The following is a 22,976-nucleotide window of genomic DNA, read 5'->3' on the forward strand; positions in this document are numbered from 1 at the left end:
GGGGGTGCGTACTCGAAGATCACGACGACCTATCGTCGCGCGGAGCGTCGCCGCGCGAGGAGAAGGACGCCACCGGCGAGCAGGGTGCCCGCTGCCCCGAGGGCGATCGACAGCGCTGCCGCGTCGGTGCCGGTCATCGCGAGCGCCGCCTCATGCTCCGTCGCGGCCGCCACGGCGCCACGGGGTCCCGTCGCGCACTCCGGTGTCGCCTGCGGGTAGGACAGCGGCACGCCGATCTCGGGGTTCACGACGATGACCGCGCTGATCTCGCCACGAGTCCACGCGAAGTTTCCCGACGTCTCGACCCAGGCGCCATCCTGCTGCGCCCATCCGGGCCAGCCCGTCGGGTTTCCGGCGGCGTCGATGCTCGCACCCGGCCAGAGCACGCGTCCGGACAGCGAATCGTCGACCAGCTCGCCGAGCGGCACGGTGACGGAGTTCGCGCCATCGCTCATGACCAGTACCGCGGTGCCGCTCGTCGCGACATCGCCCGGGTCATCCATCGACACCTTGAAACTGATCCACGGCACATCCCCCAGGCACTCGCTCGTGGCCACCGTACCGGCCAGCGACAGATCTGATTGCGGATTCGGAGTATACGACTCCGCCGCGTTCGCGGCCATGGGCATTGCGATCAATGCCCCGGCCAACGCCAGAGCAGAGAGTGACTTCTTCAGCACGATTGTCCCCCTAGGTGCTATGCACACACCTGTCCCCCGACAGCTGCGATGAACGTCCGTCCGCAGACGAGCGCCCGACGTCCATCCCCAGAACAGACGTCTCAGACCCACCCCCAGAACAGGTCTCCGTACACTGTACGCCCTGTTCCGGAGAACCGAGGACGGGGGCGGTCGGTCGCCTCGCTCTGCTCAGCCTCGGGCGAGAGCGCCTTCGATGAGCTCGCTGATGAGTGCGGGATAAGTCATCCCCGACGCGATCCAGCATTTGGGGAACATGGAGATCGGCGTGAAGCCCGGCATCGTATTGAGTTCGTTCACGACCAGCCCCTGCGGCGTCGCGAAGAAGTCGACGCGCGCGAGCCCCTGTCCATCGACCGCTTCGAAGGCACGGATGCCGAGCTGCTGGATGTCGCGGACCACCTCAGCCGGCAGGTCGGCCGGGCAGACGACATCCACTCCGGCGCCCCCGAGGTACTTCCCCTCGAAGTCGTAGAACTCGCGGGTGGTGAGCACGATCTCGCCCGGAAGCGACGCACGCACGGGATGCCCGGGTCGCGCGCCGAGGATCGCCACCTCGATCTCCCGCCCGTCGATGCCCGTCTCGATGAGGACCTTGTCGTCCTCGGCGAAAGCCAGCTCCAGCGCGGCATCGAGCTCGGTCCACTCCGACACCTTCGAGACGCCGACACTCGAGCCCGCCCTGGCCGGCTTGACGAACGCGGGAAGACCCAGGCCCTCGGCATCCGCTCGGACGCCAGTGGGGTCCGCTGCCCACCGCGCAGCCCGCACGGTCACCCACGGCGACACCGGCACGCCGGACGCCTCGAGGGCGATCTTCATGAAGTGCTTGTCCATGCAGAGCGCCGAGTCCAGCACGCCACCGCCCGCATACGGGAGCTCCAGCGTGTCGAAGAAGCCCTGGATCGTCCCGTCCTCGCCGTGCAGCCCGTGCAGGATGGGCAGCACGACATCCACGTCGCCCAGCTCGTCGACGATGCCGTCCGCTCGGCGAACACGCAGAGCGCGGTCGCCCCCGCCCTCGGGCCACAGCACTCGCGTGCCGTTGTCGACGACCTCCGGGAGACGATCGGCGTCCATCGCGAACTTGTCGGCGTCGTCGTCCTCGAGCACGAACACGCCGGCCCGGGTGATGCCGACCGGGATCACCCGGTACAGGTCACGGTTGATCGCCCTCAGCACCCCGCCCGCTGTTGCGGAACTGATCGAGTGCTCGCTGGAGCGACCGCCAAAGAGCACCGCCACCGCCGGCTTGTCCATTCTGCGTCCTCTCACCCTTCGGGGTGTCATCGTCTGTCGTCAGGTGCGGTGCGATGTCGCGCGGGTTCATGGTGCCATCGAGCACCATCTTCACCTGCTCCACGATCGGCATCTCGACGCCGACCTCCTTCGCCAGCTGCAGGATGGGCGCAACCGATGCGAGCCCCTCAGCGGTCTGGTTCATCTGCTTGACCACATCGTCGAAGCGGTAGCCCTGCCCGAGGAGCCGGCCGGCGGTGTTGTTGCGGCTCAGCGGGGACTGGCAGGTCGCGATGAGGTCGCCGAGCCCCGCCAGTCCCTGAAGCGTCTCGGGGTGTGCGCCGTACGCGACGGCGAAGTCCGTCATCTCCACGAGTCCGCGCGTGATGATGGATGCCTTCGTGTTCTCCCCGTATCCGACGCCGTCGACGATCCCGATGGCGACGGCGATGAGGTTCTTCAGCACTCCACCGAACTCTGTGCCGATCACGTCGGTGTTGACGAAGGTGCGGAAGTATCCGTTGCGCGCGCGCCGGGCCACGGCATCCGCGGTCTCACGGCTCGTCGACGAGATCACGGCGGCCGTCGGCTGCTCGCGTGCGATCTCGAGGGCGAGGTTCGGGCCGGATGCCACAGCGATCCGGCTGGAGTCGATGTGCAGCTCCTGCTCGATGACCTCGCTCATGCGGAGGCCGGTGCTGCGCTCGACCCCCTTCATGAGGCTCACCACGAGAGACTCGCCGTCGGAGAGAAGGGGCCGCACCGCTTTGAGGTTCTGGCGCACCGCCTGGCTCGGAATCGAGAGGTAGACCTGCTCGGCGCCCTCGAGCGCCTCTGACAGGTGATGCGTGGCGGTCATCGAGCGCGGCAGGTTGATGCCCGGGAGGTAGCCGCTGTTGCGCTTGGCCTCCGCGATCTCGTGCGCGAGTTCCGGGCGGCGGGCCCACATGGTGACGTGCGCGCCGCCATCGGCGAGGATCTTGCCGAACGTGGTTCCCCAGCTGCCGGCGCCGATGACGGCGACCCGGGGGGCGGGATCTCTACGACTCAAAGCGACCCGTCTCCTTCTGGGAGTGCGACGCGGGGTCCCACCGTTCGGCGGGGGCCTTCTCGCCGCGGATCTCCTCGAGGAGACGCGTGATGTCGTTCATGAGGAGTGTCGTCGCGGCCGCCAGCGCCGCCGGGTTGAGCGGCTGGCCGCGGTAGGCGTCGAGGTTCACCGGGTCGCCGATCAGCACCCGCACCTTCTTGCGGGGCGGCCACACATCGATCTTCTTGCCGTAGCGGGCCATGACCTCCTGCGCGCCCCAATGGGCCATCGGATAGAGCGGCACGTCGGCTTCGAGCGCAAGGCGCACCGCGCCGGTCTTGCCGCGCATGGGCCACATGTCGGGGTCGCGCGTCAGCGTGCCCTCTGCGTACACGATGACGCCGGATCCCTGCTCGACGAGCTGCTCCGAGGCATCCAGCGTGGCGCGGGCGGACGCGCTCGATGACGCGCGCGCGACCGGCACCATGCCCGTGGCCCGCAGGATCGAACCGAGGACGGGAACCTTGAACAGGCTGTCCTTCGCCATGAACCGGGGAGCACGTCCGGCGCGCCAGACGGCGGCCGCCACGATGAGCGGATCGATCTCGGTGTAGTGGTTGGGTGCGATGACGAACGCGCCATCGCGGGGCAGCTTCTCACCGCCATCGAGCTTGATGGCGGCGAGCACTCCGATCGCGGGAACGGCGACGGCGGCGAGGGGCCAGAAGATCGACGGCCGCGTCTTCTCGGCGGATGCCGGAGGGCGAGACACGCGCGTCAGCCGATGACGTCGAAGTCGGCGCCCAGCGCCTCGAGCTTGGCGAAGAACTTCTCGTAACCGCGGCTGATCACTCCGACGCCGGAGACGACGGACTCGCCCTCGGCGGTCAGCGCGGCGATGACGTGGCTGTAGCCGCCCCGCAGGTCGGGAACCACGATGTCCGCGCCGTGCAGCGGCGTCGGGCCGTTGATGACGGCCGCCTGCTCGAGCGCGCGCCGCGGCACGCGCCGCCCGCCGGCGTCGATGCCGTTCGGGTGCACGACGATGTCGGCGCCCATCGCGACGAGCGCCTCCGTGAAGCCGAGGCGGTTCTCGTAGACGGTCTCGTGCACGACCGACTCGCCCTGGGCCTGAGTCAGCGCGACGATCAGCGGCTGCTGCCAGTCGGTCATGAACCCGGGGTGCACATCCGTCTCGACGACGACGGGCTTCAGCGGGCCGCCGCGGCGGAAGAGGATGCCGTCCTCTCGCACGTCGAACCAGCCGCCGACCTTGCGGAAGACGTTGAGGAAGGTCAGCATCTCCTGCTGCTTGGCACCGCCGACGAAGATCTCGCCGTCGGTCGCCAGCGCGGCGCAGGCCCAGGATGCGGCCTCGTTGCGGTCGAAGATGGCGCGGTGGTCATACCCGGTGAGCCGGTCGACACCCTCGATGAGGATGACGCGATTGGGCTCGTAGGAGATGATCGCGCCCATCTTCTGGAGCACGGCGATGAGATCCATGATCTCGGGCTCGATCGCCGCGTTCTTGAGCTCCGTGATGCCCTTCGCCTTCACGGCGGTCAGCAGCACCTGCTCGGTGGCGCCGACGCTCGGGTACGGCAGCTCGATGTTCGCGCCCGTCAGACCGTTCGGGGCCGTGATGCGGATGCCCTCATAGCTCTTGTCGACGATCGCGCCGAACGCACGCAGCGCGTCCATGTGGAAGTTGATCGGACGGTCGCCGATGCGGCAGCCGCCCAGGTCGGGGATCAGCGCCTCGCCGAGCAGGTGCAGCAGAGGACCGCAGAACAGGATCGGGATGCGGGAGGCGCCGGCGTGCGCGTCTATCTCCTCCATGTGCGCAGACACGGCGCCGCGCGGGTCGAACCGGAGTGAGCCCTCTTCGTCGCCCTCCTCGACCATGACGCCGTGCACCTCGAGCAGCGACCGGACGACCTTGACATCGCTGATGTCCGGCACATCCCGGAGCACGCTCGGCGTGTCGCCGAGGAGCGAGGCGACCATGGCCTTGGTGGCGAGGTTCTTCGCACCCTTGACCTCGACGCGGCCGCGCAAGGGGCGTCCACCGCGAATGGCAAGGACTTCGCCCAACCCTCCCGAGGATGACACTGCGGACTCGTTCAGGATGGTCGTCATGCGATGGGCCTCACTTGGTGTGTTCGAGCGCGTGGTCTGAATCAGCCGGCGGCCCCGGTGGTGATGGGGGCGCCAGGCTCACGGGACGGGTATCGTCCGTGGCCGCCACGCCTCGCGGCGGGCCTCGAACTGCGCGATCTTGTCTTCGTTGCGCAGCGTGAGCCCGATGTCATCGAGCCCCTCGAGGAGCCGCCACCTAGTGTAATCATCGATGTCGAAAGGAACCCGGATATCGCCCAGGGTGGCGCTCCGCGCCTCCAGGTCGACGGTCATCGATACACCGGGATCCGCGTCGATCGCCGCCCAGATGCGTTCCAGGTCCTCCTCGGAGATGAGGCCGGTGACGAGCCCCTGCTTGCCGGAGTTCCCGCGGAAGATGTCGCCGAAGCGGGGGCTGAGCACGACCTTGAACCCGAAGTCGCGCAGCGCCCAGACGGCGTGTTCGCGGCTCGAGCCGGTGCCGAAGTCGGCGCCGGCGACCAGGACGCTTGCGCCCTGGAAGGCCGGCTGATTCAGGACGAAGTCCGGGTCCTGACGCCAGGCGGCGAACAGCGCGTCCTCGAAGCCGGTCTTCGTGACGCGCTTGAGGTAGACCGCCGGGATGATCTGGTCGGTGTCGACGTTCGAGCGCTTCAGCGGCGCCGCGATTCCCGTGTGGGTGATGAACTTGTCCATCGTCAGCGTGCCCCCTCGTGCGTCGACCCTTCGACGAGCTCAGGGACCGGCCCCCGCCCGCCATTGATCCCGGTCGCCGAGCCTGTCGAGGCGTCGACCGCCGCGAAGATCGGCGTCTCCTCCAGATCACTGGGGCTCGACAGTGTGCCCCGGACGGCCGTGGCCGCCGCGACGAGCGGCGAGACGAGGTGCGTGCGCCCGCCCTTGCCCTGTCGCCCCTCGAAGTTGCGGTTGCTCGTCGAGGCGCACCGCTCCCCCGGCGCGAGCTGGTCGGGATTCATCCCGAGGCACATGGAGCAGCCGGCGAACCGCCACTCGGCGCCGAAGTCGGTGAAGACCTTGTCGAGGCCCTCCGCCTCCGCCTCCAGCCGCACGCGGGCCGAGCCGGGCACGACCATGACGCGCACGCCGTCGGCCTTCTTGCGCCCCCGAACGATCGATGCGAAGGCACGCAGGTCCTCGATGCGGCTGTTCGTGCAGGAGCCCATGAAGACGGCATCCACCGGCACGTCCTTGAGCGGAGTGCCCGCCTGCAGGTCCATGTATTCGAGGGCCCGCTCGGCGGCTGCCCGTTCGTTCGGATCGGCGATGTCGGCGGGGGTGGGAACCACGCCGGAGAGCGAGACGCCCTGACCCGGGTTGGTGCCCCACGTGACGAAGGGCTCGAGCTCGTCGGCGTCGAGGTACACCTCGGCGTCGAACACGGCACCCTCGTCCGTGGGCAGGGTGCGCCAGTAGGCGACGGCGTCCTCCCAGTCCTGGCCCTTCGGGGCGTGCGGGCGGCCCTCGAGGTAGGCGAACGTCGTCTCATCCGGCGCGACCATGCCGGCGCGTGCACCGGCCTCGATCGACATGTTGCAGACCGTCATCCGTCCCTCCATCGAGAGCGCGCGGATGGCGCTGCCGCGGAACTCGAGCACGTAGCCCTGCCCGCCGCCGGTGCCGATCTTCGCGATCACGGCGAGGATGATGTCCTTCGCGGTGACGCCGGGCTTCAGCGTGCCCTCGACGGTGATCGCCATCGTCTTGAACGGCTTGAGCGGCAGCGTCTGGGTCGCCATGACGTGCTCGACCTCGCTCGTGCCGATGCCGAACGCCATGGCGCCGAACGCGCCGTGCGTGCTGGTGTGGCTGTCGCCGCAGACGACCGTGATCCCCGGCATCGTCAGGCCGAGCTGCGGGCCGACGACGTGGACGATCCCCTGCTCCTTATCGCCGAGCGAGTGCAGCCGCACGCCGAACTCCTCGGCGTTGCGGCGCAGCGTCTCGATCTGGGTGCGGCTCGTCAGGTCGGCGATCGGCTTGTCGATCGCGAGCGTCGGCGTGTTGTGGTCCTCGGTCGCGATCGTCAGGTCGACGCGCCGCAGCGGTCGGCCCTCGGCGCGGAGGCCGTCGAAGGCCTGTGGGCTCGTGACCTCGTGCACGAGGTGCAGGTCGATGTAGATCAGGTCGGGCTCGCCGTTCTCGCCCTTCACGACGAGGTGGTCGTCCCAGACCTTCTCCGCCAGTGTGCGCGGGGAGTCGGGGATGCCGGAAACCGGGCTGGTGCTCATGCGTTCAATCTCCTGGAGCTAGGGGTGTGGGCCCGCAACAGACTCCGCGACGAGAGAGGCCTAGAACGAGGTCTCGTCGCGGCCGCTAAGGAGAAGGAGAGCGATCCGCACCCGGCCAGAATACCACCGGCCCAGCAGCGGTCGCTCCGGGCGCGCCCCGACCCTTCTTCGCGAAAGGACGCATTCTGTCGCTTCAGGCGCCCGATGTGCCGCAGATCGCGTCCTTTCGCCAGCGTCGGCCGGGGCACACTGGGGCATGCTGCTTGGGCCCCTCGCATGTCGGTCGTATCCCTGCGGGCGACGCCGAGGGGACGCATTGTGCTGCTCTGGCGCCCCATCGGCAGCAACCTGCGTCCCTTCGCGGCACTCTGCACAGGGGGCAACTGATCGGGTGGATTCCACCGACAACCAGGAGTGCGGGTTGTCGGCGATTTGAGGTTCGAGGCTTGGCGGATGCGTCATCCTGAGCCTCTCCCGGCCGATCTCCGCGATAGGCCCTTCTCCGTCGGCTCGGCGCTTGCGAAGGGGGTACGGCCGCATCGGCTTCGCAGCAACGACTTGCAGTCACCGTTTCAGGGGGTGCGGGCGCCGGCAGGAGGGATGAGCCTCCTCGATCGATGCCGTTCCTACGCGACACGGATGCCGCGACACCACGCGTTCTCCCACGCAACGGCTGCGCTCCTCCACGGTCTGCCGCTGCCCGGCTGGTTCGAGCGAGACCCCCGCCTCCACGTCATCGCTCGGTACGGCGATCGGGCACCACGAGGACGGGAAGTCATGGGACATCGCGCTGACCGGCCGCTGCCGATCGATCGCATCGACGGGCTGCCCGTGGTCGAAGCGGTCGAGGCATGGTGTGGTCTCGCCACATTCCTGGTTCTGGACGACCTCATCGCTGCGGGAGACCGCCTGATCGGCCTCCCGATTCCCATCGCCACGCTGGGCGAGATCGACCGCGCGATACAGGAAAGGTCGGGCATGCGCGGCGTGGTCCGTCTTCGGGAGGCACGGGCGGAGATGCGGCCCAACGCCTACTCGTCGCGCGAGACGTGGGCGCGGCTCGTGCTGGTGCGGGCGGGGCTGCCCGAACCCGAGGCCAATGGCCGCATCCTGCTGCGCTCTGGGCGATGGACGAAGGGCGATCTCGTATTTCGGCCATGGATGGTGCTGCTGGAATATGAAGGCGAACAGCACCTCACGGACCCCGCGCAGTGGGCCACCGACCTCACCCGGTACAACGACCTCACCGAAGCCGGCTGGCTGGTCATCAGGGTGTCGAAGAGGATGCGCCCCCACGAACTGATCGCTCGCACTCGCCGGGCGCTCCGCTTCCGGGGCCTCGCCTGAGTACCGGTTGCATCGGCGCCCGCTGTCTCGTCCCGGTCAGCGCGCCGCGCGGGTCCCGAAAGGACGCAAAGCGCGTCGTCACGAGGCTGATTCACGCCGCTTGCGCCCCTTCGCGACCCAAGGGCCTGGCGATACACGGACTCCTTACGGCGAGGGGGCGCCGCGGGATGCTACGCGCGGCCGCGCTTGCTCGTGGGGTCCGGTACGGCGGGATCCTCGTCCAGGGGGCCCTGGCCAGCCGAGGATTGGGCCGACGCCCGGGACGAGGCGGGGTCCGCGGGCGCGGTGCCCGCCACGGCGTCCCGCCCGGCAGCGGCATCGTCCACCGTCGCCGGGGTGCCCTTCTCGTCGGCGACCGCCTTGGCGGATTCCACCGTGCCGGCCTTCTTGTCGCGCGCCGACGCGATGAGGCTGGCCACGGTGGCCACGAGCATCGACACGATGATGACGCCGAGCGACATCCACGTCGAGATCTCGGGTGCCCACTCGATGTGCTCTCCGTTGTTGATGAACGGCAGCTCGTTGACGTGCATCGCGTGGAACACCAGCTTGAATCCGATGAACGCGAGGATGAACGCGATGCCGTAGTGCAGGTAGCGCAGGCGGTCGAGCAGGTCGCCGAGCAGGAAGTAGAGCTGCCGCAACCCCATGAGGGCGAAGATGTTCGCCGTGAAGACGATGAACGGGCTCGTGGTGATGCCGAAGATCGCCGGGATCGAGTCGATGGCGAAGAGCAGGTCGGTCACGCCGATCGCCGCGAAGACGATGACCATCGGGGTCCACATCTTCTTGCCGTCGACGAGGGTGCGAAGCTTGGCTCCGTCGTAGTGGTCGCTGATGTCGATCGTGCGACGCAGCAGCCTGACCACGAAGTTCTCCTGCTTGACGTCCGAGTCGTGGTCGCCACCGGGGAAGGCCTGCCGCCATGCCGTCCACACCAGGAACGCCCCGAAGATGTAGAACACCCAGCTGAACTGCTCGATCACGGCGGCGCCGACGAGGATGAACGCCCCTCGCAGGATCAGGGCGATGATGATGCCCACCATCAGCACCTCCTGCTGATAGCGCCGCGGCACCGAGAACTGGCTCATGATCAGCACGAAGACGAAGAGGTTGTCGATCGACAGGCTGTACTCCGTGAGCCAGCCGGCCACGAACTGACCGGCGTACTCGGGCCCGGCGAAGATCCACATCAACCCCGCGAAGATGAGCGCGAGAGTGACGTAGAACACGACCCACAGCGTCGACTCGCGGGTCGAGGGGATGTGCGGGCGCTTCAGGATGAGCAGCAGATCGGCGGCGAGGATCAGCGTCAGCACGATGAGCGAGCCGATTTCGAACCAGAGAGGAAGCTGGAGGTCCATGCGGGCCTTTCAAGAGGGAGGACAAAGAGTCGAAAGTCTCTCCCCCGCAGCACCCGAATCCGGTTGCTGCGTCACGCGCCCGGGGATGCGGCGATGGCTCCCGTGGTGACGAACGCGCGATGACGGGATACTCCCTCTCGCCTTCCAAGGATACAGGGCGGATGCCGCGGCCTACGCCCTGACAGTGAAGGTCCGGCTGTCAGCCGGTCAGGGCGGCGAAGACGATGAGGTTGTCGGTGTAGTGGCCTAACGCCGCATCGAAGCCGCCGGCGCACGTGATGAGGCGCAGTTCGGGGGCCGGCACGTTGCTGTACACCTCGGCGGTCGGGAATTCCGACTTCGATGACTGCGTCGACCCGGTGACCCGGAATCTCCGCTCCGAGCCGTCCGACATCGACACGATCACGTCGGCGCCCGTGGTCAGGGACGCGAGGCGGGCGAAGACAGCCGGCGCCGTCGGGGAGTCGATGTGTCCGGCGATGATGGCGGGACCCACCGACCCCGGCACGACACCGCCGGAGTACCACCCTGCGGCGTCGTAGTCCGCCGGGGCATCCAGTCGCCCGTCGGGGCCGACCCCCAGGCTCTCGAGCCCGGAATCCACGCCGATGGATGGGATCAGGATGCGCGTCGGCGTCGAGGCTTCTCCTCGGGTCTGCGCCCACCGCCCGACACGCGGATCCTGCATCCGCCCCGCCGCGAGCGGATTCTCGGCGGCCCCGACGACGACAGCCGGTCCTGCGATCTCGACGCTGTCGCGCGGCGCACACCCCGCGAGCAGCAGGGTGAGCGCCAGCGCGGAGGCCAGCGCCGCGAACGACGGCCTTCTTGTCAACGCCGACTCCGCGTGCTCGTGGGCATGACTCAGACCGCGATCATGCCGAAGCGGGCGGCCGCGTGGTGCCGCTCGGAGTGGTTGCCGCCGAGCCAGCCGCCGCCGGTGTCGACACCACCATCCGGGACGACCGCGGGGCTGGCACTGTCGATGACCGGCATGACCGTCAGCCCGCCGTCGGCGGTGTCCAGGACGAAGAGCGTCGTGATGGTGCCTGCCGCGACGTCGACGCTCGCCTCGTCGCTGACGCCCTCACCGGTCAATTCGAGTTCGAGAGTCCCAGGGCGCACCAACACGTATGGGGCGGCCGACCCCGACTGGGCGTCGTCGGCGATGACGACCCCTGTCGTCGTCTGCACATCGACGCTCGGGACGATGGTGGAGGTGTGGATCACGCGGACCCGCGCGGTGCCGGCGCTCGGTGGTGTGAGGTCGTCGGCGAACGCCTGCACCTGCAGATCGTCCGAGGGGCCGTACGCGGCCACGGTCGCGGCCTTCGAGGGATCCACCGTCACCGAATCGGAGACCGCCAGCTGCGTCCAGTCATCGGAGCCGGACGGGATCATGCCGATCGCGTATGTGCCGGCGGGAAGCGACTGATATCCCGAGATGTCGCCGTACGCGACATCCTGCAGTTCGAGCACGACGGTGCCTCCACTCAGCGCAGAGACGCGCACGTCGACCGCAACGGTGTCGGGCGAGAAGTGCCCCAGCCTCAGCCACCCGCCCTCCGGGGCGGCCGCGGGCACCGCTTGAGCGGCCAGCGGAGCCGTTGCCCCCACCGCCGCGCTGGGCATACCCGGTGCACCGCCGGCCAGCAGCACGGCGAGCCCCGCCAGGAAGGTCGCCCTCCGGTCCAGGGTGAGCTTGTTCATGGTGTGTCCTTCCCCAATGGTCGGTTCGATCAGTCGAACAGCGCGTCGATCGGAACGGAGTACCGCAGAATCAGACGGTCGCCCTCGACGTACACGTCGTCGGGGGCGAAGCGGCCCTGAAGGCCGCCGAGGAGGGCCCCGGTCTCCGGTGACGGACGGTTGTCGCGGACGAGCGTCGTGCCGGCAACGTCCATGAGCGCAACCTCGCGGATCGACTCCTGCTGCTCGCCTTCGATCACCGGGAACCCGGCCACGGTGACCTCGCCCTGTGCGGCGAGCCCCGCCAGCACGACGGCGATGCGATCATCCACGCGGCCCTCCGTCAGCAGCGCGCGGTCGGCGTCCGACATCCGGACCGACCGATTCTGCGCCAGTTCGGCTCCGTAGGCCGCGCGGACGGATGCCGCTCTCTGCTCGGCTTCGGATGCCGCCGATGCGCCCTCGGGCACGATGCGTCGGATCTCCACCGCCTGCGCCCCCGTGCCGAACGAGGCGACCACGACCGAATTCTCCACGGCGGAGCTCACCACTTCGGAGCCATCGGGCGGGGTGCGCAACGCCTCGGTCGTCACTATGTATCGCGCATCCGTCCATGCCGTGAGAGGCTCGGACGCCGCCGCGGAGCCGGTCGTGAGCTCCTCATAGGCGATCACGTCGTCCACGGTCCAACCTGCGAGCACCATGTCGTCGGCCATCGCATCGTCGACGATCAGTCGGTCGCTTCTCTCCGCATTCTCGATGAGCCAGCCCTTCGCCTCGTGCAGAGGTGGGGTGAGCGATCCGCCGGTGCTCTCGATGAGAGCGGGCCGATCAGCGGTGGTGACGATGTACGCGACGGCGCCGAGAACGCACGCTGCGATCACCGCGGGGACCAGCCAGAGCAGCGTTCCGCCGAGCCTGCGCCGTCCTCGCCCCGGCCCCGTGAGCCGTTCCCCATGTGCGGGACGGACGGGCGGGGTGCCGGCCGTGTGCGTCGTCCGCGGCGGCGGGATCGGCGCCGGATCCTCGAACCGCACGGGAGGCTGCGTGGGAAGCGGCGGCACGGGAGGCACCACGAATCCGGGCACGTCCACGGGCAGCGGCTTCCTGGCCGATGCGACGGGAGTGGCCCCGCTGGACAGAGACTCCCGGACGGCGAGGTCGTCCGCGGCGGGCTTCGTGACGGTCGGAGTGGTCACGCGCGGCTTGCCGGCCGCCGGCTTCGCCGCCGGTCGCTTTCCGCTCGCCGCCGGGTTGCGCGCGGCGGGTTTTCCTGTCGGGCGGGGTTTTCCTGTTGCGGTGGGCTTCTGTGCGGTGGGCTTCTTCGCGGGCGCCGGCGACGTCGCCGCAGTGGGCTTCGCGGACGCGGCGGGCTTGCTCACGGGCGGCGCCGGCTTCGAAGAAGCGGACGGCTTCTTCGCCGCTGTCGGCTTCGCGGCCGTGGCGGGTCTCTTCGCGGGCGTCGGCTTCTTCGTCGCCGCCGAGCTCTTCGCTGGCGCGGGCTTCTTGCCGGACGCGGGCCTCTTCGCGGACGCGGACGTCGTCGTTGCCGCCGCTGGGCTCTTCGCTGCTGCGGGCCCCTGCGCTGGCGCCGGGGCAGGCTCGGGCGAGGTGTCCGGCGGGCGAGGCGTGTTCATCGGGCGGCTCTGCTCTCGACGTACTCAGGTTGTCGCGACGCGCTGGAACGCGGCGGAAGCGCACCTCCTCGGGCAGGAGGAGCAAGAAGCATACCGCCGGAAAGAGCGTGGAGAGGGAGGATTGACTTCCTGCCGCATCAGGGGTTTCGACCGCGCGTCCCGCTCGCTTCGCCGACCGTTTGAGACGATTTCGCCTGCCTCGACACCTATCAGTGAGAGACAATGAGGCGCCGACCGTCTGGGAACGGGCGCGGAACGGATGAGGCATGGCCGAGCGGGTGGCGACGGATGACGCTGAGCTCGTGGCGCAGGCCGCGAACGGCAGCGAGCAGGCCTTCCGCGCGCTCTACCGCGCGTACGTCCGCCCCGTGTACTGGCTGGCGCACCGGCTACTCGGCAACCCGGCCGACGCGGAGGATGTCACGCAGGAGACCTTCGTCGTCGCCTGGCGCAGGATTCCGGGGCTCGAGCTGGCCGGAGACTCGCTCCTGCCCTGGCTCGCAACGGTGTGCCGCTTTCAGGCGGCGAACCGCATCCGTGCCCGGCGTCGGGATCGCCAGCACATCGCCGGCGAGGCCGACGACACCCTTCCCGACACGGTCGACGTGGAGCAGCAGGTCATCGATGCGGAATTCGCGTCGCGCATCCTGCGGGAGGTCGAGGGACTCAGCGCCCTGGATCAGCAGATCTTCCGGCTCTGCGCCACGGAGGGCTTCGCCTACCAGGCGGCCGCCGACGAACTCGGTGTCGCCCACGGGGTCGTGCGCAATCGTCTCTCGCGCATCCGCACGCGTATGCGGACCGCTCTGAGAGAAACGGAAGGCTGATGTCTCCCACCGAGAACCTGCCCGAACTGACCGATGAATCGATCGACCGCATGGAGTCCGGCGTCTTCGCCCGGATCGCGGAGGACCGTACGCGGGACGTCTCGCGTGCCCGCAGTCGCCGGGGCCGCGCGTGGCTGGGCGCCGGTGCGGCGGCCGCCGTCGTCGTGGTGGCTGCGGCCGTGCTCGCGCCGACGGTCGGCGGCCTCGTGTCTCCGATGGAGGCCGGAAGCTCGGCGGACCAGTCCGCGGTCGCCCCCGACGCCGGGAGCGGGATCGTGGCGCCTGACGCGGCTCGGCTGGAAGCCGCGGACGAATCGAGCAGCAGCGACAGCTCGGCCGGTGCCGCCACGGACCAGGCCGATGCGGCCCGCGAGATCATCGCGTCGGCATCCGCCACCGTGCTCGTGGATGATGTCGCAGCGGGCGCCGACGAGGTGAGCGCCCTCGCGGCCCGGTACGACGGCTATGTCGAGAGCATGAATGTGGGAACTGTCGGCGGCGCCGAGCCGATGGTCGGCGACATGTCCACCATCTACCCGCCACAGCCGCCGTCCTCGAACTACGGCTGGGTCAGTATCCGGGTTCCCGCCGACGACCTGCAGGCGGCCATCGATGACCTCGACGATGTCGGGGAGGTCACTGCGGTATCGGTGAATCGCACCGACGTCACCGACCAGGCGATCGACCTGCGTGCGCGCGTCGATGCCACGCGGGCCTCGGTCGACCGGCTGACGCAGCTCATGTCGCAATCGGCATCCGTAGACGATCTCATCGCCGCAGAGGTGGCCCTCTCGGATCGGCAGGCTCTCCTCGAGGGTTACGAGCAGCAGCTCGCTCAGCTCGAGAGCCAGGTGGCCATGTCATCGCTGCAGGTCAACCTGACCTCGGAGACCCCGCCGGTGAAGGCCGACCCCGCCGGCTTCGGCGACGGCCTGGTCACCGGATGGAACGCCCTGGTCGCAACGCTCAACGGCATCGTCATCGCGCTCGGCTTCCTTCTCCCGTGGATCGTGGTCGTGGGGGTGGCCGCGCTTCTCTTGTGGGGCATCGTGCGGCTCGTCCGACGTCGCCGCGCAGCGCGCCGCTCCACTCCGACACAGGATGCCGGCGGCGAGCGCGCTTCGCTCTAGGAGTCCCGCGCCGCCCGGAAAGGCGGCCACCGTCGATGAATCGCCTGCCCCGCGTACCCTTGACGCAGGGGTTCGACTCGATCGAAGGGGAGCGACATGAAGACACGACCTGGCGCGGCATCGACGCTGATCCTGGCCGCACTGCTCATATTGACCGGATGCGCGGGGACCGCGGGCGGCGATGACGACATGTCGGACATGGACCACGCCTCCGGAGCGGCGGTCGATGCAAACGAAGACGACATCGAGTTCGCGAGCACGATGATCGCGCACCACGAGCAGGCGATCGACGCCTCCGACATCGTGCTCGAGAAGGACGATGTCGACGGCAGCGTCACCGAGCTCGCGGACCGCATCAAGGTCGCCTATGAGACCGACATCGACCAGCTCGAGACATGGCTCGACGAATGGCATGCCACCGCCGAGCCGGAAGAGCCGGATGCCGACGATGGCATGATCACGGATGCCGATCTCGATGCGCTCCGCAGCGCCTCCGGCACCGCCGCCGGCTCCCTCTACCTCGAGCAGATGATCGCCGACCACGAAGGCGCGATCGAGATCGCCGAGGAGCACATCGAGGAGGGGAAGAACCCGGGCGCGATCGACCTGTCCAAGAAGATCGTCGCAGCGCAGACGCTCGAGATCGAGCGGATGAAGGAACTCCTCGACGGGCTCTGAGCGAGGAGAAGCGCCTCGTGCGGTCGCGCATTGTCGGAGCACTTCGCTCCCGGGTCGGACGAGCCGACCCGGGAGCGACGCCTCTCCGGCTCAGGCGGTCGTGGTGCGGCGGGTCCTGGTGCGATCGCGCGTCAGCAGCAGGCCGAGCGCGATCATCCCGACTCCGAGCACGAAGTGCAGCCAGTTGTCCGCCGTATTCACCGGGACGAAGTTCGCCGGGTTGTCCCCCGCCACGAACAGTCCGAAGATCCACAGCACGAGGTAGATGACCCCGCCCCAGATCAGGTACTGCCGCGACGCCGAGGCGCTGCGGGCGACGGCGACTCCGGCGATGCCGAACAGCAGGTGGACGATGTGGTGCAGGATCGAGACCTGGAAGACGCCGAGCAGCAGCGCGTGGGACTCGTGCCCCGCGATCAGCAGGGCGTTGACGTCCGTCGTCAGCCCGGGGATGAATCCGGCGACGCCGACGACCAGGAAGACGATGCCGACGATCAGTGCCGCCTTCTGAACGGCCGTCTCGGCGAAGCGCCGGGTGCTCGCCGGTTGTGATGCACTCATGGTGATGCCTCCGAACATGGTTGGTGCTGGACCGCACGTGGGTGTGGGCCCGGTTTTCGGAAGGCTAAATCGGTCGCTTCACGTCGCGGAGGGGGCTTGACATCGTGGACGGATGTGTCACTGATCAGTACATCCATCCCTCGAACCCCATGTCGTTCCCCTTGGGCGGGTCCGCGATCACGGGAGGCGCCGTCTGCCGTCGGCGCACGGGCCGCAAGAGCGCCCCGAACGCCCTCCCCGCCCATCCGGCTTGCCCTGCTCGCAGCCGGGTGAGCTCCGACGGTGCGGGACCCGTCGGCATGCGGCGAGGCAGTTCGCCGGCGGCGACGAGCCACGCGGGCAGCCCCAGCATCCGAAGCACCTGGCCCAGTCGCTCCGACTCGTAGACGCTGTCGGGGTCGAGCTCTTCCTCGAGCAGTTCACCGAGCGGCTCCGCGGCATCCGGTCGATCCCACAGCCCCGCGATCAGTTCCGCGGATTCCGCTCCGACAGGCTCGCTCAGGACGTCCTCATCCGCCCCCGGCTCACGTGACGGATCGCTGCAGTAGCGCACCAACTCCTCGCCCCCGCGCCAGGCGACCAGTGCCAGCTGTCGGTCGCGCAGCACCCGGATGGCGAGCGACGGGCCGGGGCTGCGCTCCGCGAGGAGCGCGCCGACCTCGAGGACGCCGCGCCGGCCGTTGGCCACGACGCCGGCGCCGGGGTCGCCCAGCACGACGATCCAGCCGTCCTGGGGCGGGGCCACCCAACCGGAGAAGCGGATCACGCGCAGGAGCGCGAGCAGGTCATCCAGCTCCACGTCGCCGGCGGGAAGGATCACTCCGCCATATGAGTGGCCCCCCGGCAGAGCGTCCTCCGGGGGCGTTACGGACATCGGAGGCAGGTACACACACCGATCTTGGCGCACACCGCGCGATCCGGCCCCGCCGACGGCCGTCGAGCCACGGTTGCGCAGGCGCGCGCATCCACCGGAATGGACACCGGAGGATTACCGTTGCACCTGTCATGCAGCGCTTCGGAACCCTCTCGTTCGGCCACTACGGACCCCTCGGCGGCGGCCGCCAGCTCACCGCGGGCGACTCGATGCTGCAGGCGATCGACCTGGCGCAGGGCATGGACGACCTCGGCGTCGACGGCACCTATTTCCGGGTGCACCACTTCGCCCGGCAGCAGGCATCCCCTCTGCCGCTGCTCGCCGCGATCGCCGCCCGCACGCGGCGCATCGAGGTCGGCACCGGCGTGATCGACATGCGGTACGAGAACCCGCTGTACCTCGCAGAGGAAGCGGCGGCCGTCGACCTGATCAGCGACGGACGGCTCGCGCTCGGCGTGAGCCGTGGGTCACCCGAGACGGTCGTGCGCGGCTACGAGGCGTTCGGCTACACCGGCTCGAAAGACCCCCGGGGCGCGGACCTCGCCCGCAAGCACTTCGAGCTGTTCCTGCGCGCGATCGAGGGCGAGGGTCTCGCCGAGCGGGACGCCTCGAGTCCCTTCGGCGGCGGATCGGGGATGCAGAGGATCGAGCCGCACTCCCCCGGCCTGCGCTCGCGCATCTGGTGGGGCGCGGGCAATCGCGACTCGGCGGAGTGGGCCGGCCGCGTCGGCGTCAACCTCATGTCATCGACGCTGCTGACCTCGGCCGACGGAAGGCCCTTCGACATCCTGCAGGCAGAGCAGATCGATGCCTTCCGCGCCGCGTGGCGCGAGGCGGGGCACGCCGGCGAACCGCGCGTCTCGGTGAGCCGCTCGATCTTCCCGCTGGTGACGGCCGAGGACCACATGTACTTCGGCGGCCGACAGGACGGCGACCAGATCGGAATCATCGACGGAATGCGATCGACGTTCGGCAAGACCTACGCCGCCGAGCCCGACGCGCTGGTGGAGCAGCTGCTGGCGGACGCCGCCATCCAGAGCGCGGACACGCTGATGCTGACGATTCCCAGCCAGCTCGGCGTCGACTTCAACCTTCGGGTGGTGGAGTCCTTCGCGACGCTCGTTGCTCCGGCGCTCGGCTGGGTGGGCACTCGGGTCTAGCACATTCGCTCAGTCCAGGTGCCGGAACCTCTCCCACAGCACGCTCCAGGGCGCCAGCGGGAACGAGCAACGCATGAGAGGTGCCTCCTGCTCCTCGGTGTCCACTCCGACACCGTTGTCCAAGACCGCGACGACGTCGCACTGCGTGAACCACTCCTGAGCGCGAGTCGCCTGCCATCCGACGATCAGCACGGTCTCGGCATCCTCGGCGGGGGCGCCGAGTGCCCACAGGGCGTTGTGGCCGCTGACGACGGGCGGCAGCCCGGCGCCGAACCGGTTCAGAGCGCCGGCCTCGCCGTAGTTCGTCGCGATGACGACGTCCGCTTCGGCGGATGCCGCGGCATCCACCACCTGCTCGACGTATCGCTCCCATCCGACCTGATCCGCCGCTGCGGAGTTGATGTTCGCGAGCCCCGTCGCACCGAACGCCTGCACCGGCAGCACCGGAAGCGACGCGATCGCACAGGCGACCGCATTGACGCCGAGCAGGGCCGGCACCAGCACGCGTCTCGCCCGGGTGCGCGCCCAGTCGGCGACGACGGCGGCGCCCACCGCCGAGAGCACCGACAGCACCCCCGCGGTGTAGTAGAACTGGGTGCCTCCGACGAAGACGAACACCACCACGATGGCGAACGTGACCGCGAGGAAGCGCAGGGGCCTCCAGCGAGGCCTGCGGAACACCGCCACGAGTGCCACCACCCAGAACACGGCGAGCACCGGGCCGACGAGCAGCACCAGCATCGGCCACATCATGACGCGCACCTCCTCGGCGTTGTTCTCGCTGAGCGCCGCGCCCATCGCGAGCTGCGGCCACCCGTGCGTCGCCTGGTAGATCACATTCGGCAGTGCAAGGAGCCCCGCGAGCGCCACACCTCCCCAGAGCCACGCGGAGGCGAACCAGCGCCGAGGACCGCAGACCGCGAGTCCCCCGGCGATCCCGATCATGAGCACGACCACGAGGAGCTTGTTGAACGTGCTCGCGCCGATCAGGGCACCGGCCGCGAGCCACCACCGGCCGTCATCGCGCAGGACAGCGCGGATCGCGAAGAGCAGCGCCGCCGGCCACACCACGAGGTCGAGACTTGCGGTGAGCAGGACGTGCCCGAACAGCAGCGTTCCGGTCGTGCCCGCCATCCCCCAGGCCGTGTAAGCCTGCGCCCGCCGGGTACCGCCCACCTCGCGCGTGATGAGGACGAGCAGGACGATGGATGCCGCGGCGCAGAGCAGGGCGATGACCCGGAGCGCGACGACGCTGTCGCCGAGCACCGCGATCGACAGGCGTGCGAGCAGCGGCGTCAGCGGCGGCAGATCCGTGTAGCCCCACGCCGGTGGCAGCATCCGGAAGTAGAGTTCGTCGCGGTGATATCCGTACTGCGGCGAGAGCATGGCGAGCACCACCGTCAGCGCGAGCATCGCCCCGACGACGTGCGAGGTCGCCAGCGGATGCCGGTGCACCGTCGTGCGGGTATCGTCGGCGATCACGTGCTCAGGCTAGCGAGCGCGGCCGCTCCCGGCCGCAGACACGACCGCGCCAAGGCTCGCTTCCCGGGGGGTCGTACCACCGCGACGGTACCGGCGGGCGCCGCCGGTGTGGGCGCGGGCGGCAGCTTCTCGCGCTCCGACGCTAACCGGCATCCTCGATGAGGTGCAGCTGAGTCCCGTCGGGGTCCACGAGATACCCCGCCCGCTGGCCCCACTCCTGCAGGGCGACGGGAACGAGCCGTGGAATGCCCGAATCCGCCTCCGGCACGCCGCTGCCCCGCACCGCCGCATAGAGCCCATCGAGGTCGCCGACGCGGATGCTCGCCATGAACCAGCTGCTGTACGGGTCGTGCTCGGGGGCGAGGAAGAACTCGAGCACGACCCCTCCGCGGGCGAGGATCAGCCACCCGCCGTCGCGATACGACACCTCGAACCCGAAGCCGGTGTAGAAGTCGATGGTCGCGTCGAAGTCGCGGGAGGGAAGGTTCGGCACTGAGCGATCCGCCATCCACCGAACCTACGACGACTCGGCGCGCGAAGTGAAGCCCCCGTCGATGCCTCCGCGCGGCGCCGGCTACAGTCCGAGGTCGCTGAGCGCCGCATCCATCCTCTGCGTGATCAGCTCGTACCCGTCGTCGTTCGGATGCAGCCCATCGGCCGCCATCTCGCCCTCCCGCCCCTGGATCCAGCGGGAGGCGCCCGGTATGTAGTCGGCGCCGATGTCGTCGGCGGCGGCCTCCACCCAGCCGACGATCGCCTCGATCGACGCCGGGCGATCGGATGTGTACCAGAACGGCTCCACCACGACGAAGCGGGCATCCGGGAGCTCCGTCTTCAGGCGCTCGAAGTCCTTCTCGATCTGATCGCGGATGCCGCTGCCGGCCCGGTCGTAGCTGAACGCGTCGTTCAAGCCCATTGTGACGAGAACGATGTCGGGATCGGCTTCGATGATCTCGCCCGGCAGGTCCGCCCGCGTCTCGGTGCGGTTGTTCACGAATCCCAGCCCATCGACGCTCGGATTGAACTCCCGCCACCCTCGTTCCTGGGCGATGCGTGTCGACCAGCGCAATGAGGGATCGGACGCGCCTGTGCCTCGTGTGTACGAGTCGCCGTAGAAGGCGACCACGGGCGCGTCCTCCGGCAGATCGCTCGCCCCCGGCGGGGTGGGGTCGGCGAGCGGCGCGCAGGCGGTGAGCAGCAGCGCGGATGCCGCGGCCAGCGCCACGAGAAGGCCGCGCGCTCGAGCGGCGGCGGTCACGGCACCCGTCTCAGCGCGATGGCGGCCGGCATCCGCCGCACGACGAGCCGGAACATCGGCTTCGCCAGGGAGGCGGCTTCTGCGGGATCGATGATCCGAGGCGACGCGGCCCGGTGCTCGCGCCCCTTCCAGGTGAGTTGCGCTCCCCCGGCGGCCTCGACGTTCCGCGCCCAGTTCGTGCCCGCACCCCATGGCAGGCCGATCAGGATGGTGCCACGGTCGATGGTGGGGATCACCGCGACGGGGGTGGCGTACTCGCCGCCGGAGCGTCGCCCTCGATGATGCATCACCGCCCACAGGGGGAACCAACGGCGGCCGGCGAGGAGCATCGCGATCGATTCGGTCGCCCGCTGAAGAGCCTTCGGAGGGCCTGATCTCCGCTGCGCGCCTGTCATGAGTCCAGGATGCTCTTCGCGCCTCGGAAGCGCGAGCGGTGCTGGTTCCGGTGCTCGGCCATGTTCGCGGCACACAGGTAATACACGGGAATCGTCCAGACGCGCCGTGCAGACTCGGTGCTTTGCGTCCCGCGAGCGGGTGCACTCGCCGCCCCATCGGCTCGGTCTTCATATACGGAACTCGGTTTTCATGCGCTCTCTCAGCACCCCTTCGCCCGCCATTCAGCCCCGTCGTCGCGACCGCCGCTCGGCGATGACCCGTCGTGATCGCCGGTCGGCGATCATCGCCGCGGGCCTCGCGCTGGGCCTGTTCGCCACCGCCGGCGTCGCGACAGCCCCGGCCTCGTCGGCCGAGGCGTCCGCCTCGTCGCAGAGCTCGGCCTTCGGTTCGCCGAGCATCGCGCTGGCGTCGTTCGCGACATCGGCGCCCGCCATGGCTTCGGTCGCGGCGGAGAGCGACAGCGCTTCGGGGGAGGCACGCGAAGCTCTGACAGCCGCCGACGCGACGAAGGCGGCCGCGCTGGTGCTCGCTGCCGACATCGAAGCGACGGGTCTGGACCTGGGACAGCCGGACACCTCCATCGACACCGCCGAGCTCGAGGCCACGGTCGAGCGGCTCTCCGGCGCGAACAGCGCTGCAACCCCCTTCCTGCCGTATCTGACCGACGAGCTGAACGGCCTGGTCGACTCCGTCGACGGCCGGGTCTCGGAGCTGCGCCGACTCCTCGACGAGGCGAAGGCGCGCAAGGCTGCTGAAGAGGCCGCTGAGAAGGCGCGACTCGAGGCCGAGGCGGCGGCGGCTGCCGCGGCGGCCGCGGCCGAAGCCGAAGCGGCGAAGGCTGCCGCTGCAAAGGCGTCCGCGCCGGCGCGCTCGTCCGGCGGCGGCGCCGCCCCGATGCCCGTCGCCACGGGGGGCGGTGACAACAGCCCCGCGGGCGCGCAGGCGACCGCGCGGAGTATGGCCGCCGCGAACTACGGCTGGGGCGATGACCAGTTCTCCTCCTGCCTCGTGCCGCTGTGGAACAAGGAGTCGGGCTGGAACTATCGCGCCTACAACGCGTCGAGCGGTGCGTTCGGCATCCCGCAGGCTCTCCCCGGCAGCAAGATGGCGTCGGCCGGTGCCGACTGGCAGACGAACGCCGCCACGCAGGTCGCGTGGGGCCTCGGCTACATCGCGGGCCGCTACGGAACGCCGTGCGGGGCGTGGGCGCACTCGCAGTCGGTCGGCTGGTACTGACCC

General features: G+C 69.4%; 22 protein-coding genes and 2 pseudogenes. 7 read left to right on the forward strand and 17 right to left on the reverse strand.

Annotation, left to right across the window (positions count from 1 at the left end; genetic code table 11):
• Nucleotides 1-29: 29 nt before the first annotated feature.
• From ACPW96_RS07890 to leuC, 7 genes and pseudogenes are all read right to left on the reverse strand, one after another.
• A complete protein-coding gene (locus ACPW96_RS07890; protein WP_425820369.1) occupies nt 30-680 on the reverse strand; it encodes an LPXTG cell wall anchor domain-containing protein in 651 nt (216 codons plus the stop codon).
• 189 nt (nt 681-869) lie between these two features.
• Nucleotides 870-1,958, reverse strand: coding sequence for a D-alanine--D-alanine ligase family protein (locus ACPW96_RS07895; protein ID WP_425882622.1), 1,089 nt, complete (start codon nt 1,956-1,958; stop codon nt 870-872).
• Nucleotides 1,858-2,988 carry an NAD(P)H-dependent glycerol-3-phosphate dehydrogenase gene (locus ACPW96_RS07900; RefSeq protein ID WP_425820367.1) on the reverse strand — a complete coding sequence of 377 codons (1,131 nt, stop codon included), beginning with the start codon at nt 2,986-2,988 and terminating at the stop codon, nt 1,858-1,860. The genes ACPW96_RS07895 and ACPW96_RS07900 overlap by 101 nt, the downstream gene beginning before the upstream one ends.
• Entirely contained in the window at nt 2,978-3,739 is a 762-nt protein-coding gene (locus tag ACPW96_RS07905) for a lysophospholipid acyltransferase family protein (protein WP_425882623.1), read from the reverse strand. The genes ACPW96_RS07900 and ACPW96_RS07905 overlap by 11 nt, the downstream gene beginning before the upstream one ends.
• Before the next feature lie 5 nt (nt 3,740-3,744).
• Nucleotides 3,745-5,106, reverse strand: coding sequence for a UDP-N-acetylglucosamine 1-carboxyvinyltransferase (gene murA, locus ACPW96_RS07910; RefSeq protein ID WP_425820366.1), 1,362 nt, complete (start codon nt 5,104-5,106; stop codon nt 3,745-3,747).
• 78 nt (nt 5,107-5,184) lie between these two features.
• Complete coding sequence (gene leuD / locus ACPW96_RS07915) at nt 5,185-5,781, reverse strand: 3-isopropylmalate dehydratase small subunit (RefSeq protein ID WP_425882624.1); 597 nt, start codon at nt 5,779-5,781, stop codon at nt 5,185-5,187.
• A 122-nt stretch (nt 5,782-5,903) separates the two neighbouring features.
• Nucleotides 5,904-7,334: pseudogene (leuC, locus tag ACPW96_RS07920) on the reverse strand (3-isopropylmalate dehydratase large subunit); the annotation flags it as partial.
• Between the two features lie 777 nt (nt 7,335-8,111).
• Here leuC and ACPW96_RS07925 point away from each other — a divergent pair.
• Nucleotides 8,112-8,681 carry a hypothetical protein gene (locus ACPW96_RS07925; protein WP_425882625.1) on the forward strand — a complete coding sequence of 190 codons (570 nt, stop codon included), beginning with the start codon at nt 8,112-8,114 and terminating at the stop codon, nt 8,679-8,681.
• Between the two features lie 368 nt (nt 8,682-9,049).
• On the opposite strand, the pseudogene ACPW96_RS07930 reads toward ACPW96_RS07925, so the two are convergent.
• The 4 genes and pseudogenes from ACPW96_RS07930 to ACPW96_RS07945 form a co-directional block, all read right to left on the reverse strand.
• Nucleotides 9,050-10,045 (reverse strand): annotated as a pseudogene (locus tag ACPW96_RS07930) (TerC family protein); the annotation flags it as partial.
• Between the two features lie 199 nt (nt 10,046-10,244).
• Nucleotides 10,245-10,880 carry a class F sortase gene (locus ACPW96_RS07935; RefSeq protein WP_425882626.1) on the reverse strand — a complete coding sequence of 212 codons (636 nt, stop codon included), beginning with the start codon at nt 10,878-10,880 and terminating at the stop codon, nt 10,245-10,247.
• A 29-nt stretch (nt 10,881-10,909) separates the two neighbouring features.
• On the reverse strand, nt 10,910-11,755 hold the full coding sequence (locus ACPW96_RS07940) for a DUF4397 domain-containing protein (RefSeq protein ID WP_425820360.1): 846 nt from the start codon (nt 11,753-11,755) through the stop codon (nt 10,910-10,912).
• Between the two features lie 29 nt (nt 11,756-11,784).
• Nucleotides 11,785-12,933, reverse strand: a complete 1,149-nt coding sequence (locus tag ACPW96_RS07945) for a hypothetical protein (protein WP_425882627.1) — start codon at nt 12,931-12,933, stop codon at nt 11,785-11,787.
• Here ACPW96_RS07945 and ACPW96_RS07950 point away from each other — a divergent pair.
• The 4 genes from ACPW96_RS07950 to ACPW96_RS07965 all read left to right on the forward strand — a co-directional run bounded on the left by ACPW96_RS07950 (nt 12,926) and on the right by ACPW96_RS07965 (nt 16,006).
• Nucleotides 12,926-13,597: a hypothetical protein gene (locus tag ACPW96_RS07950; protein ID WP_425882628.1), complete on the forward strand. Its 672-nt coding sequence runs from the start codon at nt 12,926-12,928 to the stop codon at nt 13,595-13,597. The genes ACPW96_RS07945 and ACPW96_RS07950 overlap by 8 nt on opposite strands.
• Nucleotides 13,598-13,637: 40 nt before the next feature.
• Nucleotides 13,638-14,198 carry an RNA polymerase sigma factor gene (locus ACPW96_RS07955; RefSeq protein WP_425820357.1) on the forward strand — a complete coding sequence of 187 codons (561 nt, stop codon included), beginning with the start codon at nt 13,638-13,640 and terminating at the stop codon, nt 14,196-14,198.
• Nucleotides 14,198-15,328 carry a DUF4349 domain-containing protein gene (locus ACPW96_RS07960; RefSeq protein ID WP_425882629.1) on the forward strand — a complete coding sequence of 377 codons (1,131 nt, stop codon included), beginning with the start codon at nt 14,198-14,200 and terminating at the stop codon, nt 15,326-15,328. The genes ACPW96_RS07955 and ACPW96_RS07960 overlap by 1 nt, the downstream gene beginning before the upstream one ends.
• Nucleotides 15,329-15,424: 96 nt before the next feature.
• Nucleotides 15,425-16,006 (forward strand): DUF305 domain-containing protein, encoded by a 582-nt coding sequence (locus ACPW96_RS07965; protein WP_425882630.1) that lies wholly within the window; start codon nt 15,425-15,427, stop codon nt 16,004-16,006.
• A 90-nt stretch (nt 16,007-16,096) separates the two neighbouring features.
• Here ACPW96_RS07965 and ACPW96_RS07970 read toward each other — a convergent pair whose 3' ends face one another.
• Nucleotides 16,097-16,567 (reverse strand): DUF4383 domain-containing protein, encoded by a 471-nt coding sequence (locus ACPW96_RS07970; RefSeq protein WP_425882631.1) that lies wholly within the window; start codon nt 16,565-16,567, stop codon nt 16,097-16,099.
• A gap of 124 nt (nt 16,568-16,691) precedes the next feature.
• Nucleotides 16,692-17,441, reverse strand: coding sequence for a hypothetical protein (locus ACPW96_RS07975; RefSeq protein WP_425820353.1), 750 nt, complete (start codon nt 17,439-17,441; stop codon nt 16,692-16,694).
• 131 nt (nt 17,442-17,572) lie between these two features.
• Here ACPW96_RS07975 and ACPW96_RS07980 point away from each other — a divergent pair, with 131 nt between their 5' ends.
• Nucleotides 17,573-18,601 carry an LLM class flavin-dependent oxidoreductase gene (locus ACPW96_RS07980; protein WP_425882632.1) on the forward strand — a complete coding sequence of 343 codons (1,029 nt, stop codon included), beginning with the start codon at nt 17,573-17,575 and terminating at the stop codon, nt 18,599-18,601.
• A 9-nt stretch (nt 18,602-18,610) separates the two neighbouring features.
• On the opposite strand, the gene ACPW96_RS07985 is transcribed toward ACPW96_RS07980, so the two are convergent.
• The 4 genes from ACPW96_RS07985 to ACPW96_RS08000 form a co-directional block, all read right to left on the reverse strand.
• A complete protein-coding gene (locus tag ACPW96_RS07985; protein ID WP_425882634.1) occupies nt 18,611-20,083 on the reverse strand; it encodes an ArnT family glycosyltransferase in 1,473 nt (490 codons plus the stop codon).
• Nucleotides 20,084-20,225: 142 nt separating this feature from the next.
• Nucleotides 20,226-20,591, reverse strand: coding sequence for a bleomycin resistance protein (locus tag ACPW96_RS07990; protein WP_425820350.1), 366 nt, complete (start codon nt 20,589-20,591; stop codon nt 20,226-20,228).
• A 66-nt stretch (nt 20,592-20,657) separates the two neighbouring features.
• Nucleotides 20,658-21,341 (reverse strand): SGNH/GDSL hydrolase family protein, encoded by a 684-nt coding sequence (locus tag ACPW96_RS07995; RefSeq protein WP_425820349.1) that lies wholly within the window; start codon nt 21,339-21,341, stop codon nt 20,658-20,660.
• Nucleotides 21,338-21,736 carry a nitroreductase family deazaflavin-dependent oxidoreductase gene (locus tag ACPW96_RS08000; RefSeq protein ID WP_425882635.1) on the reverse strand — a complete coding sequence of 133 codons (399 nt, stop codon included), beginning with the start codon at nt 21,734-21,736 and terminating at the stop codon, nt 21,338-21,340. The genes ACPW96_RS07995 and ACPW96_RS08000 overlap by 4 nt, the downstream gene beginning before the upstream one ends.
• A gap of 190 nt (nt 21,737-21,926) precedes the next feature.
• On the opposite strand from ACPW96_RS08000, the gene ACPW96_RS08005 reads away from it, so the two are divergent.
• Complete coding sequence (locus tag ACPW96_RS08005) at nt 21,927-22,973, forward strand: hypothetical protein (protein WP_425882636.1); 1,047 nt, start codon at nt 21,927-21,929, stop codon at nt 22,971-22,973.
• Nucleotides 22,974-22,976: the final 3 nt, after the last annotated feature.

This window comes from Micromonospora sp. DT81.3 (genome assembly GCF_049847225.1).
GTDB lineage: Bacteria > Actinomycetota > Actinomycetes > Actinomycetales > Microbacteriaceae > Microbacterium.